We start from the raw sequence: 15672 nt of genomic DNA on the forward strand, positions 1-15672 counted from the left end.
ATCTCAGAGCAGCTTCTTTCACAGCTTCGCTTGCAGCGCGCTTAGTACCAACGAAAAGGATTTTACCTTTACGAGAAGAGATCTTGTTCAGATCAGCCATAGCTTCGTTGAACATCGGTACAGTATTCTCAAGTTTGATGATGTGAACTTTGTTACGTGCGACGAAGATGAAAGGCTTCATTTTCGGGTTCCAGTAACGGGTCTGGTGACCGAAGTGAACACCAGCCTTGAGCATGTCGCGCATGGAAACAGTTGCCATGGTTAAAACCTCTATAGATAAAGTTGGGGTTATGCCTCCACGTATCCCATATTACCGACCCCGAAGGGCACCCCGGAATATGTGCCGATACGTGTGTGTTATTTACACAAAGTGAGATTTGTCGCTCCCGGCCAAAACAATGAGCGGAAGTTCGGCGCGCTTTATACCATAAAACCGACACAGATACCAACAGTTGTTATCCCGACGCAGGGCACGAAAGGCGAAGTTCAGAATGATTCTCAATTTGGCAGGGGGTGCTCCTGGCTGTTAACATTGACATCACTAATACTCAATTATTGTCGAAAAAATCGACACTGATGGACATATTCCATGGCTATTTCTATTAAGACCCCAGAAGATATTGAAAAAATGCGCGTTGCTGGCCGTCTGGCCGCTGAAGTGCTGGAAATGATCGCCCCGCACGTCAAGCCTGGCGTGACCACCGGCGAGCTGGATCGCATTTGCAACGACTATATTGTCAACGAACAGAAAGCGATCTCCGCCTGCCTCGGCTACCACGGCTATCCGAAATCGGTCTGCATCTCGATTAACGAAGTGGTGTGCCACGGCATTCCGGATGACGAAAAACACCTGAAAGATGGCGATATCGTCAACATCGACGTGACCGTGATTAAAGACGAGTTCCACGGCGATACTTCGAAAATGTTTATCGTCGGCAAACCGACTATTCTCGGCGAGCGTCTGTGCCGCGTGACCCAGGAGAGCCTGTACCTGGCGCTCAAAATGGTCAAACCCGGCATCAACCTGCGCGAAATCGGCGCGGCGATTCAGAAGTTCGTTGAGGCCGAAGGCTTCTCCGTGGTGCGCGAATACTGCGGTCACGGCATTGGCCGCGGCTTCCACGAAGAACCGCAGGTGCTGCACTATGACTCGCGCGAAACCGACGTGGTGCTGAAGCAGGGCATGACCTTCACCATCGAACCGATGGTCAACGCGGGTAAGAAAGAGATTCGCACCATGAAGGACGGCTGGACGGTAAAAACCAAAGACCGGAGCTTGTCTGCGCAGTACGAGCATACTATTGTGGTGACGGACAACGGCTGCGAAATATTGACGTTACGCTCGGATGACACCATCCCGGCGATAATCTCGCACAACGAATAATGAAAAGCCGGCGCACGCCGGCTTTTTTTGGTCATCGTTTTTTCTTATGGGTGGCGCAATGAGTAACTCCATACCTGAACTGGCTTGTACCCCCCTCCCCACTCTGCCCGGCCAGCCGGACAACCCGGTACACTGGCCGGAAGACAGCCTGAACTGCGCCGCTATCAAAAGCCGGCTGGACGCCTTCCAGCGCTGGCTCGGCGTCGCGTTCGACGAAGGCGTCAGCGCTGAACAGCTAATAGAGGCGCGCACCGAATTTATCGACCAGATGCTCCAGCGTCTGTGGCTGCACTACGGTTTTGGCGAGGTTGAAGACGCGGCATTAGTCGCCGTCGGCGGTTACGGTCGCGGCGAGCTGCATCCGCTTTCGGACGTCGACCTGCTGATCCTCAGCCGCAAAAAGCTGCCCGACGAGCAGGCGCAGAAAATCGGCGAGCTGCTGACACTGCTGTGGGACCTCAAGCTGGAAGTTGGCCACAGCGTGCGGACGCTGGAAGAGTGCCTGCTGGAAGGGTTATCGGACTTAACTGTCGCCACCAACCTGATTGAATCGCGCCTGCTGATTGGCGACGTCGCGCTGTTCCTCGAACTGCAAAAGCATATTTTCAGCGAAGGCTTCTGGCCGTCGGAAAACTTCTTCCCGGCGAAGGTCGCCGAGCAGGAGGCGCGCCACCAGCGCTACCACGGTACCAGCTACAACCTGGAGCCGGATATCAAAAGCAGCCCCGGCGGCCTGCGCGACATCCACACCATTCAATGGGTCGCCCGCCGCCACTTTGGCGCCACCTCGCTCGATGAAATGGTCAGCTTTGGCTTCCTGACCGAGGCCGAGCGCAACGAGCTGAACGAGTGCCTGCATCTGCTGTGGCGCATTCGCTTCGCCCTGCACCTGGAGCTGACCCGCTACGACAACCGTCTGCTGTTCGACCGCCAGCTCAGCGTCGCCCAGCGGCTGAAGTACGCGGGTGAAGGCAACCAGCCCATCGAACATATGATGAAGGATTTCTACCGCGTCACCCGGCGGGTGGGCGAGCTGAACCACATGCTGCTGCAACTGTTCGATGAAGCGATACTCGCGCTGACCGAAGATGAGAAGCCGCGCGCTATCGACGACGACTTCCAGCTGCGCGGCACGCTGATCGATCTGCGCGACGACACGCTGTTTATCCGCGAGCCGCAGGCGATTCTCCGCATGTTCTATATGATGGTGCGCAACAGCAACATCACCGGTATCTATTCCACCACCCTGCGCCATCTGCGCCACGCGCGACGTCACCTGACCGAGCCGCTGTGCTACATTCCGGAAGCGCGCGCGCTGTTCCTCAACATGCTGCGCCACCCCGGCGCGGTGAGCCGCGGCCTGCTGCCCATGCACCGTCACAGCGTACTGTGGGCCTACATGCCGCAGTGGTCGTATATCGTCGGCCAGATGCAGTTCGACCTGTTCCACGCCTATACCGTCGATGAGCACACCATCCGCGTGCTGCTGAAGCTGGAGAGCTTTGCCAACGAGGAGACGCGCTCGCGCCATCCGCTGTGCGTCGATCTCTGGCCGCGCCTGAACCACCCGGAGCTGATTCTGATTGCCGCCCTGTTCCACGATATCGCCAAAGGGCGCGGCGGTGACCACTCGATCCTCGGCGCGCAGGACGTGCTGAAGTTCGCCGAACTTCACGGGCTGAATTCGCGCGAAACCCAGCTGGTCGCCTGGCTGGTGCGCCAGCACCTGCTGATGTCGGTCACCGCCCAGCGCCGTGATATTCAGGATCCGGAAGTGATCAAACAGTTCGCCGAAGAGGTGCAGACCGAGCATCGTCTGCGCTTCCTGGTGTGCCTGACGGTCGCTGATATTTGCGCCACCAACGAAACCTTGTGGAACAGCTGGAAGCAGAGCCTGCTGCGCGAGCTGTACTTCGCCACCGAAAAACAGCTGCGCCGCGGGATGCAGAACACGCCGGATATGCGTGAACGCGTGCGCCATCACCAGATGCAGGCGCTGGCGCTGCTGCGCATGGATAACATCAACGAAGAGACGCTGCACCAGATCTGGAACCGCTGCCGCGCCAACTACTTTGTGCGCCATACGCCAAATCAGCTGGCGTGGCATGCGCGTCATCTGCTGAAGCACGACCTCACCCAACCGCTGATCCTGCTGAGCCCGCAGGCCACGCGCGGCGGCACCGAGATCTTTATCTGGAGCCCGGATCGCCCCTATCTGTTCGCCGCGGTATGCGCCGAGCTGGACCGCCGCAACCTCAGCGTCCACGACGCGCAGATCTTCACCACCCGCGACGGCATGGCGATGGACTCCTTTATCGTGCTTGAGCCGGACGGCACGCCGCTTTCCAGCGATCGCCACGAAGCGATTCGTTTAGGGCTGGAGCAGGCGATTACTCAACGCAGCTGGCAGCCGCCGCAGCCCCGTCGTCAGGCGGCCAAACTGCGTCACTTTTCGGTCGATACCGAGGTCAATTTCCTGCCAACGCATACCGACCGTCGTTCATTCCTTGAGCTGATCGCCCTCGACCAGCCCGGCCTGCTCGCCCGCGTCGGCCAGGTATTTGCCGACCTCGGCATTTCGCTGCACGGGGCCAGAATTACGACAATTGGTGAACGAGTAGAAGATTTATTTATAATCGCCACCGCCGACCGGCGTGCCCTTAATAATGAGCTGCAACAAGAAGTGCAACAACGGTTGACAGCGGCCCTCAATCCAAACGATAAAGGGTGACGTATTTTTTTTAGTAAATGGAAAGAGTAAACAATGCAGCAATTACAGAACGTTATTGAGTCCGCTTTTGAGCGTCGCGCCGACATCACGCCGGCAAATGTGGATACCGTAACCCGCGAAGCGGTTAACCAGGTGATTTCCCTGCTGGATTCCGGCGCGCTGCGTGTCGCAGAAAAGATCGACGGTCAGTGGGTGACTCACCAGTGGCTGAAGAAAGCGGTTCTGCTCTCTTTCCGTATTAACGATAACCAGGTTATCGACGGTGCGGAAAGCCGCTACTTCGATAAAGTGCCGATGAAATTCGCCGACTACGACGAAGCGCGTTTCCAGAAAGAAGGTTTCCGCGTGGTGCCGCCTGCCGCCGTGCGTCAGGGCGCTTACATCGCGCGCAACACCGTGCTGATGCCGTCCTATGTGAACATCGGTGCTTACGTTGACGAAGGCTCCATGGTGGACACCTGGGCGACCGTCGGCTCCTGCGCGCAGATTGGTAAAAACGTTCACCTGTCCGGTGGCGTCGGCATCGGTGGCGTACTGGAACCGCTGCAGGCGAACCCGACCATCATCGAAGACAACTGCTTCATCGGCGCGCGTTCTGAAGTGGTGGAAGGCGTGATCGTGGAAGAAGGCTCCGTGATCTCCATGGGCGTCTACCTTGGTCAGAGCACCAAAATCTACGATCGCGAAACCGGCGAAGTGTTCTACGGCCGCGTTCCGGCGGGCTCCGTTGTCGTTTCCGGCAACCTGCCATCCAAAGACGGCAAGTACAGCCTGTACTGCGCGGTGATTGTGAAGAAAGTCGACGCGAAAACCCGCGGTAAAGTGGGCATCAACGAACTGCTGCGTACGATCGATTAATAAGCTGCAAAAAGCGGGGGCCACCCCGCTTTTTTTTATTCTTACGCTGGCGGAATGTGATTTTTTCGTTAATTATTCAATAGTTAATTTAGATCAGGGGTACCGCTATGTACGATAATCTGAAAAGTCTGGGCATTACCAATCCCGATGAAATCGATCGTTACAGCCTCCGGCAGGAAGCCAACAACGATATCCTGAAAATCTATTTCCAGAAGGATAAGGGTGAATTTTTCGCCAAGAGCGTCAAATTCAAGTACCCGCGTCAGCGTAAAACCATCGCCGCCGACGGTGTGGGCCAGGGTTTTAAAGAGGTGCAGGAGATTAGCCCGAATCTGCGCTATGTGATTGATGAACTGGACCAGATTTGCCAGCGCGATCGCAGCGAAGTCGATCTGAAGCGCAAGATCCTTGACGATCTGCGCCACCTGGAAAGCGTCGTGACCAACAAGATCAGCGAGATTGAAGCCGATCTGGAGAAGTTGACGCGTAAATAAGCGGTGTGCGGTTTGTATTCCCGGGGTCGCTGGCGCTCGCCCGGGCTACGGTTGGGCAACGTTGTAGCCCGGGCGAGCGCTAGCGACCCCGGGGCATTTCTCACCGCTGCTCATCCAGTTGCAGCGCAATATACAGCAGCAGCCTATCGTCAAAATTCCCCAAATCCAGCCCGGTCAGCTCCGAGATGCGGTTCAGCCGGTACTCCAGGGTATTACGGTGAATAAACAGCGCCTTTGAGGTCGCCAACGGCTGCACGTTATGGCGAAACCAGGCGGCCAGCGTTCGCCGCAGCAGGCCGTTATTGTCCATCGCCTTCAGGCGCGTTAACGGTCGGGAAAGCTCGTTGGCCTGCCAGCCGCCGCGCAGGCTGTCGAGCAGCACCGGCAGCATCAAATCCTGATAGAAATAGCTGCGGCTCTCCGGCATACGCTGCTTGCCCACCATCATGGTGGTGCGCGCGGTACGGTACGAGCGGGCAATGCTGCCCGGCCCGGTGAAATAGTTGCCGAGCGCCACGCGAAAACGCAGATGACCGTTCTCTTTCATCCGCGCAATCAGCTGCTCCACCCGCTTCTGGTGATCTTCCGCGTCCCAGCGGCCAAACTGGTTGAGCGCCGGTTTCAGCACCACCATTTCGGTCAGCGAGACTATCGCAATCAGGTTGTTGCGCTCCGGTGTGGTCAGGGCATTTTGCAGCTGCTGGAGTTCGGCCATCGCGCTGTCAACGCCCAGCTGGCCGCTGTCGACCTCCACCACCGCCGCCACGCGCGGCTGATTCAGGTCGATGCCCAGACGCTGCGCCCATTCGGTGAGTGCCGGAGTATTCTCCTCGGCCTGGATCAGATTCATCACCAGCTCTTCACGCAGGCGGCTGTCCTGCGCCAGCAGGTGCATCAGGCGCGACTGCTCAAGCATCATCTCCGCCGTCATGCACACCAGCTCGCCGTACTTACGCAGCGTCTCCGGCTCGCCGGTCAGGCCGATAACGCCAACGATTTCACCTTCCAGGCGTAGCGGCAGGTTGATCCCCTGACGTACGCCGTGCAGATGACGCGCCACCGCATCGTCGATGTCGACAACCCTGCCCTGCGACAGCACCAGCAGCGCACCTTCGTGCAATTCACCAATACGCTCGCGATCGCCGCTGCCGATAATGCGCCCACGGGCATCCATCACGTTAATATTGGTATCAATGATGCGCATGGTGCGCGCCACGATATCCTGCGCCATTTTAGTATCGAGATGCCAGCTAGCCATGAACCCCTCCTGTGAGCAGGTTACATGATAAGAAAGATGAGAAACCCCTGCACTGTGCAAATGCACAAAGCACGGGTGAGATCTATGGAGTTGTGAGGAGCTTCACAGTACGAAAGGAGAAACCCTTTCCCCGCTGGGGGAAAGGGTTGAGGTGAGGATTACTGCATCAACAGGTAGATTGAGCTATCGCCACGCTGGATGTTCAGCGCCAGCACGGACGGTTTGCTGTCGAGGATCTTACGCAGCTCGGCGATATTTTTCACCGCCTGCTGGTTCGCGCCAACAATCAAATCGCCTTTCTTGAGGCCAATCTGCGCCGCCGGAGTACCGGCTTTCACAGCGTTAACCACCACGCCCTTATCCTGGCCTTTGTTGCTCATTTCCGCGCCTTCAATCCCGTTGAAGATGCTGCTGGACTCCACCTGGGTCTGGCTGCTCTGCTGCAGCTCCAGGTTCACCGTTACCGGCTTACCGTCACGCAGCAGGCCGAGAGTAATTTTGCTGCCCACCGGCATGGTGCCCACCTGCGCACGCAGCGCCGCAAAGCTGCTGATGGCCTTGCCGTTCAGCGAGGTAATCACGTCGCCCGCCTTAATACCGGCTTTCGCCGCGGAGGAGTTCGGCATGACCTGGCTGACGAAGGCACCGCGCTGAGCGTCAACTTTCATCGCTTTCGCCAGCTCGGAGTTCAGCTCGGTGCCCATAATACCCAGTTCGCCGCGTTTCACCTGGCCGAATTTCACCATCTGATCGGTCAGGTTTTTCACCATGTTGCTCGGGATGGCAAAGCCGATACCGATGTTGCCGCCGTCCGGCGCGAGGATCGCGGTGTTAATGCCGATCAGCTCGCCGTTGAGGTTCACCAGCGCGCCGCCGGAGTTACCGCGGTTGATCGCCGCATCGGTCTGAATAAAGTTTTCGTAGTTTTCAACGTTCAGGCCGCTACGTCCCAGCGCCGAAACGATACCGGAGGTAACGGTTTCGCCGAGGCCGAACGGGTTGCCGATCGCGACGGTATAGTCACCCACGCGCAGCGCGTCGGAGTCCGCCAGCTTAATCGCCGTCAGGTTTTTCGGGTCCTGAATCTGAATCAGCGCGATATCGGAGCGCGGGTCTTTACCCACCACTTTGGCGTCGAACTTACGCCCGTCGCTCAGCTGCACCTTAATCACGTTGGCGTTATCGACCACGTGGTTGTTGGTGACGACGTAGCCTTTGGCGGCATCAATCACCACCCCGGAGCCGAGGGCCATAAACTTCTGCTGTTGCTGCGGCTGGGCGCCACCGTTACCGCCGTTCGGGCCAGAGCCCTGACAGAACGGTGAGCTCTGGAACGGCGAACCGTCCTGGCAGAACGGCGAGTTATCGCCAAAGAACTGCTGGAAATTGCGGCCCATCCGCGGCGTGTTTACCGTTGTGCTGCCCTCAACATTAATGCTGACGACTGACGGCATCACTTTTTCCAGCATCGGCGCCAGGCTAGGCATAGGCTGGGCAGCGGATGCGGTAGAAGATGCCGTCTCGGCCGCGCTAGCGGACAACGGAGACAGAGCCAGACTTAAACTAAGAGCCAGTGCACTCATTGCTAACGTGGTTTTTTTCATGTGTTTCAATCTCAATATCAGATTACGCAAAATTGCTGTGTTCGTGTCTATCAGATTCACTTTATGACACTAAGTTCCGTTCAACTGCACACGGGAAAAGTAAAAATTTATTGAGCGTCTTTACAAAACTTAGGATTATTCAACCGCCATCAATCGTCGATATTCATCCCACGCGTAGAGGTCGGTCATTCCGCTGATATAATCCTGAAGCAGACGACAGCGGTAATAATATTCCATCACCGGAAATTCAAGGCTGTCACGCGAAATTTTATTCACCGCTTCAACATAAGCTAAACGATGGCGCGTTGACAGCTTGCAAAAGAGCCGTGATTCAATCGGCAAATGACGCACTCGCTCGTGCTCGACCAGCTCGCTGAAGTCGCTTAATGATAATTTCAGCAACGGCGCGTAAATATCCAGCAGGCCGCCAATCACCCGATAGCCCTGCAATTCAAGCTGCTCGACTTCCGGATGGCTAAACACATGCTTTCTTGCGACATTCTTATATAGATTGAGCAGCTGGCTATAGCTGCTATCATCTTCCAGCAGCGCGTGATTAAAATCACCCTCGTAAATCTGCGGCAGGTTTTCAATAAACCGCTGCGCCGCATAGGGCACCAGTTTATTTAATGTATTCACCCGCAAATACATAAAGAACTGATCTTCCGTACTGCGGCTTAATGAATTGGCGCGAGATTTATCCCAGGCGTTTTCCACCACCTGCGCGAACAGTGAGCCTTTTGTATGATCCGGCCAGGCATCGTATAAATGCTGGTACAGTTGCTCGACGCTGAAGATGCGTTTTTCTACCGCATCCTCAAGATCGGCCACACAATAAGAAATATCATCGGCCGCTTCCATAATCCACGTTAATGGAAAGCGATTGTAAGGCGCTAAATCCAGTTCTTTACGTAAGCGCGCAATATAGTGCTCTTCGGCTAAATAATAGCCGGGTTTTTTCATTAAATAGCTGTGGGTCGCCGGCGTCTCGCTCGCCCACCAGGCCGGACGCGTATATTTCAGAATGCAGCCGACCTGCGCCCAGGTCAGGTTCATACGCATCAGCGTATGCACCAGCCGGATCCCCTGTGCGTTGCCTTCAAAATGGCACAGGTCCTGGCGCACCTTGCGACGCAATTCGTTCAGCGTCTCTTCGCCTTCGCGCAGCTGGAGGTTGACGACCTCACAACGGTCGTGGCTCAGCGGCTGACGCAGCGCATCTTTCGGTGCCAGGCGCTGGCTGAACCAGTCGTTAATCGCCGCTTCGCCAAAGTGGCCAAACGGCGGGTTGCCGATGTCGTGCATCAGGCAGGCCATCTCAACGATGCTCTCAAACGGCCCGGTCAGCTCATCCAGACCGTAGGCCGCCAGCAGCTTTTTCTCTTTCAGGCGGCTTAATATCTCTTTGGCGATATAGCGCCCCACCTGCTGCACTTCCATCGAGTGGGTAAGGCGCGTGCGGACGGCGGCGTTACGCTCCAGCGGGAACACCTGGGTTTTCTGCTGCAGGCGGCGAATCGCCGGCGAGTTGATGATCCGCCCACGGTCGCTCTCAAAAATGCGCAGAATTTCGTGCTCCGAGCTGACGCCCTGCGGTGAACGATAGCGCCGACGCCAGTTAATTTTGTTGCGAAAATCAATCTTAGCCATAGCCTCTCCGTCGCGAGAAATGCGCTTCCCCTGAACCGCATGATAGACTATGCCTTTAAACATGGCACATCGCGAGTAAATCTATGAAAATCGGCATTATTGGCGCAATGGAAGAAGAAGTTACGCTGCTGCGTGACAAAATCGAAAATCGTCAGACCATCACCCTCGGCGGCAGCGAAATCTACACCGGCCAGTTAAACGGCGTGGACGTCGCCCTGCTGAAATCCGGCATTGGTAAAGTCGCGGCGGCGATGGGCGCAGCCCTGCTGCTGGAGCGCTGCCAGCCGGACGTGATCATCAACACCGGTTCCGCGGGCGGCCTGGCGCCGACGCTGAAAGTGGGTGATATCGTGGTCTCCGATGAAGCGCGCTATCACGATGCCGACGTTACCGCTTTCGGCTACGAAATTGGCCAGATGGCCGGCTGCCCGGCGGCGTTTAAAGCCGACGATAAGCTGATTGCCGCCGCCGAAAGCTGCATCAAGGCGCTGGATCTGAACGCGGTACGCGGCCTGATCGTCAGCGGCGACGCCTTCATTAACGGTGCCGAAGGGCTGACGAAAATTCGTCACAACTTCCCGCAGGCGATTGCCGTTGAAATGGAAGCAACCGCCATTGCCCACGTTTGCCACAGCTTTGCCGTGCCGTTCGTGGTCGTGCGCGCCATCTCCGACGTTGCCGACAAAGAGTCCCACCTGAGCTTTGACGAGTTCCTGGCGGTGGCGGCGAAGCAGTCGACCCTGATGGTCGAAACGCTGGTGCAGAAGCTAGCGCGTGGCTAAGCGCTTAATGACGGGGCTGCTGGCCCTGCTGCTTAGCGCCCCGGCGTGGCTCCAGGCCGCGCCGCGGGTTATCTCTCTCTCCCCTGCCAATACTGAGCTGGCCTTTGCCGCCGGGATCACCCCCGTTGGCGTCAGCGCCTGGTCTGACTATCCCGCCGCCGCCAAAGAGATTGAGCAGGTTGCTTCATGGCAGGGCATCAACCTTGAGCGCATCGTGGCGCTGCATCCTGACGTCGTACTGGCGTGGAAGGAAGGCAACGCCGAACGCCAGGTGAATCAGCTGCGTTCGCTGGGCATTACCGTGCTGTGGATTGACTCGCATAGCATTGAAGATATTGCTGCCGCGCTGCGCAAGCTGGCGCAATGGAGCCCGCAACCGGAAAAAGCCGAGCAGGCCGCCACCGCGCTGATGCGCGACTACGCTCAGCTGAAAGCGCAGTACGCCAGCGCGCCCAAAAAACGCGTGTTTATGCAGTTTGGCTTCAACCCCATTTTCACCAGTAACAAAAGCGCCATTCAAAACCAGGTGCTGGAGATTTGCGGCGGTGAGAACGTCTTTGCCGACAGCCGCGTTGCCTGGCCGCAGGTGAGCCGCGAGCAGGTGTTAACCCGCCAGCCGCAGGCCATCGTCGCCGCCGGTGACGAGAGTCAAATTCCGAAAATTCAGCGCTACTGGGCCAGTCAGCTCACAATCCCGGTGATTCCCCTTAATAGTGACTGGTTTGAACGAGCAAGCCCACGTATTATCCTCGCCGCAAAACAACTCTGTACTGCGTTGTCGCAGGTTCATTAAGTGGGTAATTGGTCATGCTTGTCTACTGGCTTGATATTGTTGGCACCATCGTTTTCGCGGTCTCCGGCGTGCTGCTGGCGGGGAAACTGCGCATGGACCCGTTCGGCGTGCTGGTTCTGGGCGTCGTTACCGCCGTCGGTGGCGGAACGATTCGTGATATGGCGCTCGCCAACGGCCCGGTATTCTGGGTAAAAGACCCGACCGACCTGGTGGTGGCAATGGTGACCTGTATGCTGACCATCGTGCTGGTACGCCAACCGCGTCGCCTGCCGAAGTGGGTGCTGCCGGTGCTCGACGCCGTCGGGCTAGCGGTGTTCGTGGGTATCGGCGTCAATAAAGCCTTTATCGCCCACACAGGCCCGCTGGTTGCGGTGTGTATGGGGGTGGTGACCGGCGTCGGCGGCGGGATTATCCGCGACGTGCTGGCCCGCGAAGTGCCGATGATCCTCCGCACCGAAATCTACGCCACCGCCTGTATTATCGGCGGCATTGTCCACGCCACGGCCTACTACACTTTCAAGGTACCGCTGGAAAACGCCAGTATGATGGGGATGGTGGTGACGCTGGCGATTCGCCTTGCCGCCATTCGCTGGCACCTCAAGCTGCCGACCTTTGCGCTGGATGATAACGGACGCTGATTGCCGGATGGCGCTGCGCCGCCGGGTAGCCCCGGGAGCCAGGATGACAACAAAAAGCCCACTCTCGGTGGGCTTTTTAAACTATCTGGTCAGCAGGTTTAGATGCTGAAGGACGAACCGCAGCCGCAGGTGCTGGTGGCGTTCGGGTTGGTCACGATAAAGCGTGAACCTTCCAGGCCTTCGGTATAGTCAACGGAACCGCCTACCAGATACTGCAGGCTCATCGGATCAACCACCAGGCCAACGCCCTGTTTTTCGATGGTCATGTCACCATCGTTGATCTGATCGTCAAAGGTGAAGCCATACTGGAAGCCGCTGCAGCCGCCGCCCGTGATGTACACGCGCAGCTTCAGGTTTGGATTCTCTTCATCCGCAATCAGGACTTTTACTTTTTTGGCTGCGGCGTCGGTAAACTCCAGCGGCAGCGCTACGTCATCACTCATTTTATGCTCCCATTACTACAGCTAGTCTGGGCAAATAGTAACCCGACTCTTTGGGTCATTATCTAATACCCTGGTAAATCGTTCAAGTATTCTCCCCAGCAACCTGCCGGGCTTTTGCCTCTTGCTCGGCTTCCTGCTTGGCCAGCGTACGCGCCAGGATGGTGGCGTAGAGCGGCTGCCCGCCGAGGAACTGTGCTAATAGCGTGGCACCGAGCCCGGTAATAATCATTGGCAAAATGAGCTGATAGTTATCGGTCATTTCCAGTACCAGCACGATGCCGGTTAAGGGTGCCCGGACGGAGGCCGCCAGCAGCGCGCCCATTCCGGCGATGGCAAAGGTGCCGGCATCCAGATGATAGGCCGGAAACAGACTCGCCGCCGCCGTGCCAAACGCGGTGCCCAGCAGCGTGCCCAGCGCCAGCATCGGCGCGAAAATCCCGCCGGGCGCGCCGGAGGAGAAACACAGCAGCGTGGTCGCAACGCGAACAATGAACAGACACAGCAGCGCGCCGATAGTGTAGTTACCCGCCGCCGCGATCGGGATCAGGGTAAAGCCGCCGCCCGACGCCGCCGGTTGAATCAACCCCAGCACGCCGCAGCAGCCGCCGATCAGGCCGCCAATCAGCACCCATTTTTTGATATTACCGCCGTGAATGCGGAAAAACATATCCTGGGTCTTCAGCACCATTGTGTTGAACAGCGGCCCAAAGCAGCCGAACACAATGCCCAGCACCATATACAGCCACAGCGTATTGACCGGCGCATTGCTCAGCTTACCCACCTCAATCACCGGTGTTTCGCCGTTGAAGATACGGAAGACAATGCTCGACATGATTACGCCGGTAAACACCGCTTTAATTGAAATCAGGCTGTAGCGGAACTGCGGACGCATCTCTTCAATAATGAAAAGAATGCCCGCCAGCGGCGCGTTAAAGGCCGCCGACAGGCCCGCCGCCGCGCCGGTTGCCAGCAGAGTATGGCGCGCTTCGTCGCCGCGCTGGCGGAAGATATCGCTCACCATGCGGCCCACGTTGCCGCCAATCTGTACCGTCGGCCCTTCACGCCCCAGCACCATGCCCGCACCGAGCGTACCCATGCCGCCGACAAATTTCACCGGCAGCACGCGCCACCAGCGCACCGGCCGCAGCTCTTCCAGCGCGCCTTCAATTTCCGGGATCCCCGAGCCGCCGGCCTCCTGCGCAAAGCGACGCACCAGCCAGTAACCGACCATCGCCAGCAGCGCCGACAGAATAAAAGCCAGCGGCCAGACGATGAACCAATGGTCGGCCACCTGCGCCAGCGTGCCGATGCGGACGTTCTGCACCCAGTTCACCGCGTGCTCAAACGCCACGCCGACCAAACCAACCAGCGCACCGACCACGGCCGCCATCAGGAGTACCATCAGCGGCGTTTTATCTCGATTCAGCAGCTTACGCACCGTGTTGCGGCGACGAATTCGGACTATCCGCTGTGCCTCTAAAGGGGGTATTTCAGCTTTCATACCGTCATCACTAATTGGTAATACAAATGGAAGGGGGAGCATTTTAACCAGACCTGTGCGCTACGTCGCGAAAAAATTGCTTTCGGTAGGCTTTGTTGCAATCGGGCAAAAATTTCATAACCTCCGCGGAATAATTTAGAATAACGGACAAAACATTTTTCACGAACCAGGATCCTGGCCATGAGCAAATCAGAAAACCTCTACAGCGCAGCACGTGAACTTATCCCCGGCGGCGTTAACTCGCCGGTACGCGCCTTCACCGGCGTTGGCGGCACGCCGCTGTTTATCGAACGCGCGGACGGCGCTTACCTGTACGACGTCGACGGTAAAGCCTATGTCGATTACGTCGGCTCCTGGGGGCCGATGGTGCTGGGTCATAACCACCCGGCTATCCGCAACGCGGTAATCGAAGCGGCCGAGCGCGGCCTGAGCTTCGGCGCGCCGACCGAAATGGAAGTCACCATGGCGAAGCTGGTCACCGAACTGGTGCCGACCATGGATATAGTGCGGATGGTGAACTCCGGTACCGAAGCCACCATGAGCGCCATTCGTCTGGCGCGTGGCTTTACCGGCCGCGACAAAATCATCAAGTTTGAGGGCTGCTACCACGGCCACGCCGACTGCCTGTTGGTAAAAGCCGGCTCCGGCGCGCTGACCCTCGGCCAGCCGAACTCGCCGGGCGTACCGGCAGACTTCGCCAAACATACCCTCACCTGTACCTACAACGATCTGGCATCCGTGCGCGCGGCGTTCGAGCAGTTCCCGCAGGAGATCGCCTGTATTATCGTTGAGCCGGTGGCGGGTAACATGAACTGCATTCCGCCGCAGCCGGAGTTCCTGCCGGGCCTGCGCGCGCTGTGCGATGAGTTTGGCGCGCTGCTGATTATCGATGAAGTGATGACCGGCTTCCGCGTGGCGCTGGCGGGCGCACAGTCCTACTACGACGTGGTGCCGGACCTGACCTGTCTGGGCAAAATCATCGGCGGCGGGATGCCGGTAGGGGCGTTCGGTGGCCGTCGTGACGTGATGGACGCGCTGGCGCCAACCGGCCCGGTTTACCAGGCGGGTACGCTCTCCGGGAACCCGATTGCCATGGCCGCAGGCTACGCCTGCCTGACCGAAGTGGCGCAGCCGGGCGTCCACGAGACGCTGACCGAGCTGACCAACCAGCTGGCGCAGGGCCTGCTGGATGCGGCAAAAGAGACCGGCATTCCGCTGGTAGTGAACAACGTTGGCGGCATGTTCGGTATTTTCTTCACCGATGCCAAAGAAGTGACCTGCTATCAGGACGTGCTGAAGTGCGACGTTGAGCGCTTTAAGCGCTTCTTCCATCTGATGCTGGAAGAAGGCGTGTATCTCGCACCGTCGGCGTTTGAGGCGGGCTTTATGTCTATCGCCCACAGCGAAGAAGATATTGATAACACCATCGACGCGGCACGTCGGGTGTTTACACAGCTGTAAGCTGGCTTCCCCGGCGTCGCTGCGCTCGGCCGGGCTACATCTTCCGTAGCCCGGCCGAGCATTGCGACGCAGGGA

The 15672-nt window shown here is 57.8% G+C and carries 14 protein-coding genes; 8 read left to right on the forward strand and 6 right to left on the reverse strand.

Annotated features, from left to right (window positions below):
* On the reverse strand, nt 1-259 hold a 259-nt coding region (gene rpsB / locus ACK5JN_RS05820), incomplete at its 3' end, for a 30S ribosomal protein S2 (protein WP_416869285.1).
* Nucleotides 260-589: 330 nt separating this feature from the next.
* Between rpsB and map the strand changes: the two genes are divergently transcribed.
* The 4 genes from map to ACK5JN_RS05840 all read left to right on the forward strand — a co-directional run bounded on the left by map (nt 590) and on the right by ACK5JN_RS05840 (nt 5467).
* The gene (gene map, locus ACK5JN_RS05825) at nt 590-1384 is read left to right on the forward strand and encodes a type I methionyl aminopeptidase (protein ID WP_416869286.1); all 795 of its coding nucleotides are present in this window, start codon (nt 590-592) and stop codon (nt 1382-1384) included.
* A 58-nt stretch (nt 1385-1442) separates the two neighbouring features.
* On the forward strand, nt 1443-4115 hold the full coding sequence (gene glnD, locus ACK5JN_RS05830) for a bifunctional uridylyltransferase/uridylyl-removing protein GlnD (protein ID WP_416869287.1): 2673 nt from the start codon (nt 1443-1445) through the stop codon (nt 4113-4115).
* 33 nt (nt 4116-4148) lie between these two features.
* Complete coding sequence (gene dapD / locus ACK5JN_RS05835) at nt 4149-4973, forward strand: 2,3,4,5-tetrahydropyridine-2,6-dicarboxylate N-succinyltransferase (protein WP_052285401.1); 825 nt, start codon at nt 4149-4151, stop codon at nt 4971-4973.
* Nucleotides 4974-5080: 107 nt separating this feature from the next.
* Complete coding sequence (locus ACK5JN_RS05840; RefSeq protein WP_416869288.1) at nt 5081-5467, forward strand: DUF3461 family protein; 387 nt, start codon at nt 5081-5083, stop codon at nt 5465-5467.
* Between the two features lie 100 nt (nt 5468-5567).
* On the opposite strand, the gene cdaR is transcribed toward ACK5JN_RS05840, so the two are convergent.
* From cdaR to dgt, 3 genes are all read right to left on the reverse strand, one after another.
* Complete coding sequence (gene cdaR, locus ACK5JN_RS05845; protein ID WP_416869289.1) at nt 5568-6725, reverse strand: DNA-binding transcriptional regulator CdaR; 1158 nt, start codon at nt 6723-6725, stop codon at nt 5568-5570.
* Between the two features lie 158 nt (nt 6726-6883).
* Nucleotides 6884-8329 (reverse strand): serine endoprotease DegP, encoded by a 1446-nt coding sequence (degP, locus tag ACK5JN_RS05850; protein ID WP_416869290.1) that lies wholly within the window; start codon nt 8327-8329, stop codon nt 6884-6886.
* A gap of 135 nt (nt 8330-8464) precedes the next feature.
* Nucleotides 8465-9979 (reverse strand): dGTPase, encoded by a 1515-nt coding sequence (gene dgt / locus ACK5JN_RS05855; protein WP_416869291.1) that lies wholly within the window; start codon nt 9977-9979, stop codon nt 8465-8467.
* Nucleotides 9980-10062: 83 nt separating this feature from the next.
* Between dgt and mtnN the strand changes: the two genes are divergently transcribed.
* Genes mtnN through ACK5JN_RS05870 form a run of 3 tightly spaced genes read left to right on the forward strand, consistent with a single transcriptional unit; the run spans nt 10063 to nt 12192 of the window.
* Nucleotides 10063-10761, forward strand: a complete 699-nt coding sequence (gene mtnN / locus ACK5JN_RS05860; protein ID WP_416869292.1) for a 5'-methylthioadenosine/S-adenosylhomocysteine nucleosidase — start codon at nt 10063-10065, stop codon at nt 10759-10761.
* Nucleotides 10754-11554 (forward strand): vitamin B12 ABC transporter substrate-binding protein BtuF, encoded by an 801-nt coding sequence (gene btuF, locus ACK5JN_RS05865; RefSeq protein ID WP_416869293.1) that lies wholly within the window; start codon nt 10754-10756, stop codon nt 11552-11554. The genes mtnN and btuF overlap by 8 nt, the downstream gene beginning before the upstream one ends.
* A 14-nt stretch (nt 11555-11568) precedes the next feature.
* Nucleotides 11569-12192: a TRIC cation channel family protein gene (locus ACK5JN_RS05870; protein WP_416869294.1), complete on the forward strand. Its 624-nt coding sequence runs from the start codon at nt 11569-11571 to the stop codon at nt 12190-12192.
* A gap of 98 nt (nt 12193-12290) precedes the next feature.
* Here ACK5JN_RS05870 and erpA read toward each other — a convergent pair whose 3' ends face one another.
* Together erpA and clcA are read right to left on the reverse strand one after the other, a co-directional pair.
* Complete coding sequence (gene erpA, locus ACK5JN_RS05875) at nt 12291-12635, reverse strand: iron-sulfur cluster insertion protein ErpA (RefSeq protein WP_052285393.1); 345 nt, start codon at nt 12633-12635, stop codon at nt 12291-12293.
* Nucleotides 12636-12717: 82 nt separating this feature from the next.
* Nucleotides 12718-14136, reverse strand: coding sequence for a H(+)/Cl(-) exchange transporter ClcA (gene clcA, locus ACK5JN_RS05880; protein WP_416869295.1), 1419 nt, complete (start codon nt 14134-14136; stop codon nt 12718-12720).
* A 180-nt stretch (nt 14137-14316) separates the two neighbouring features.
* On the opposite strand from clcA, the gene hemL reads away from it, so the two are divergent.
* On the forward strand, nt 14317-15597 hold the full coding sequence (hemL, locus tag ACK5JN_RS05885) for a glutamate-1-semialdehyde 2,1-aminomutase (RefSeq protein WP_416869296.1): 1281 nt from the start codon (nt 14317-14319) through the stop codon (nt 15595-15597).
* The last annotated feature ends 75 nt before the right edge of the window (nt 15598-15672 follow it).

It is taken from the genome of Kluyvera sp., assembly GCF_047971185.1.
GTDB lineage: Bacteria > Pseudomonadota > Gammaproteobacteria > Enterobacterales > Enterobacteriaceae > Kluyvera.

What these genes read in the sequence shown, in the direction of transcription:
- map (WP_416869286.1), top strand. Translation starts at nt 590, where the DNA reads ATGGCTATTTCTATTAAGACCCCAGAAGATATTGAAAAAATGCGCGTT.
- glnD (WP_416869287.1), top strand. Translation starts at nt 1,443, where the DNA reads ATGAGTAACTCCATACCTGAACTGGCTTGTACCCCCCTCCCCACTCTG.
- dapD (WP_052285401.1), top strand. Translation starts at nt 4,149, where the DNA reads ATGCAGCAATTACAGAACGTTATTGAGTCCGCTTTTGAGCGTCGCGCC.
- ACK5JN_RS05840 (WP_416869288.1), top strand. Translation starts at nt 5,081, where the DNA reads ATGTACGATAATCTGAAAAGTCTGGGCATTACCAATCCCGATGAAATC.
- cdaR (WP_416869289.1), bottom strand. Translation starts at nt 6,725, where the DNA reads ATGGCTAGCTGGCATCTCGATACTAAAATGGCGCAGGATATCGTGGCG.
- degP (WP_416869290.1), bottom strand. Translation starts at nt 8,329, where the DNA reads ATGAAAAAAACCACGTTAGCAATGAGTGCACTGGCTCTTAGTTTAAGT.
- dgt (WP_416869291.1), bottom strand. Translation starts at nt 9,979, where the DNA reads ATGGCTAAGATTGATTTTCGCAACAAAATTAACTGGCGTCGGCGCTAT.
- mtnN (WP_416869292.1), top strand. Translation starts at nt 10,063, where the DNA reads ATGAAAATCGGCATTATTGGCGCAATGGAAGAAGAAGTTACGCTGCTG.
- ACK5JN_RS05870 (WP_416869294.1), top strand. Translation starts at nt 11,569, where the DNA reads ATGCTTGTCTACTGGCTTGATATTGTTGGCACCATCGTTTTCGCGGTC.
- erpA (WP_052285393.1), bottom strand. Translation starts at nt 12,635, where the DNA reads ATGAGTGATGACGTAGCGCTGCCGCTGGAGTTTACCGACGCCGCAGCC.
- clcA (WP_416869295.1), bottom strand. Translation starts at nt 14,136, where the DNA reads ATGAAAGCTGAAATACCCCCTTTAGAGGCACAGCGGATAGTCCGAATT.
- hemL (WP_416869296.1), top strand. Translation starts at nt 14,317, where the DNA reads ATGAGCAAATCAGAAAACCTCTACAGCGCAGCACGTGAACTTATCCCC.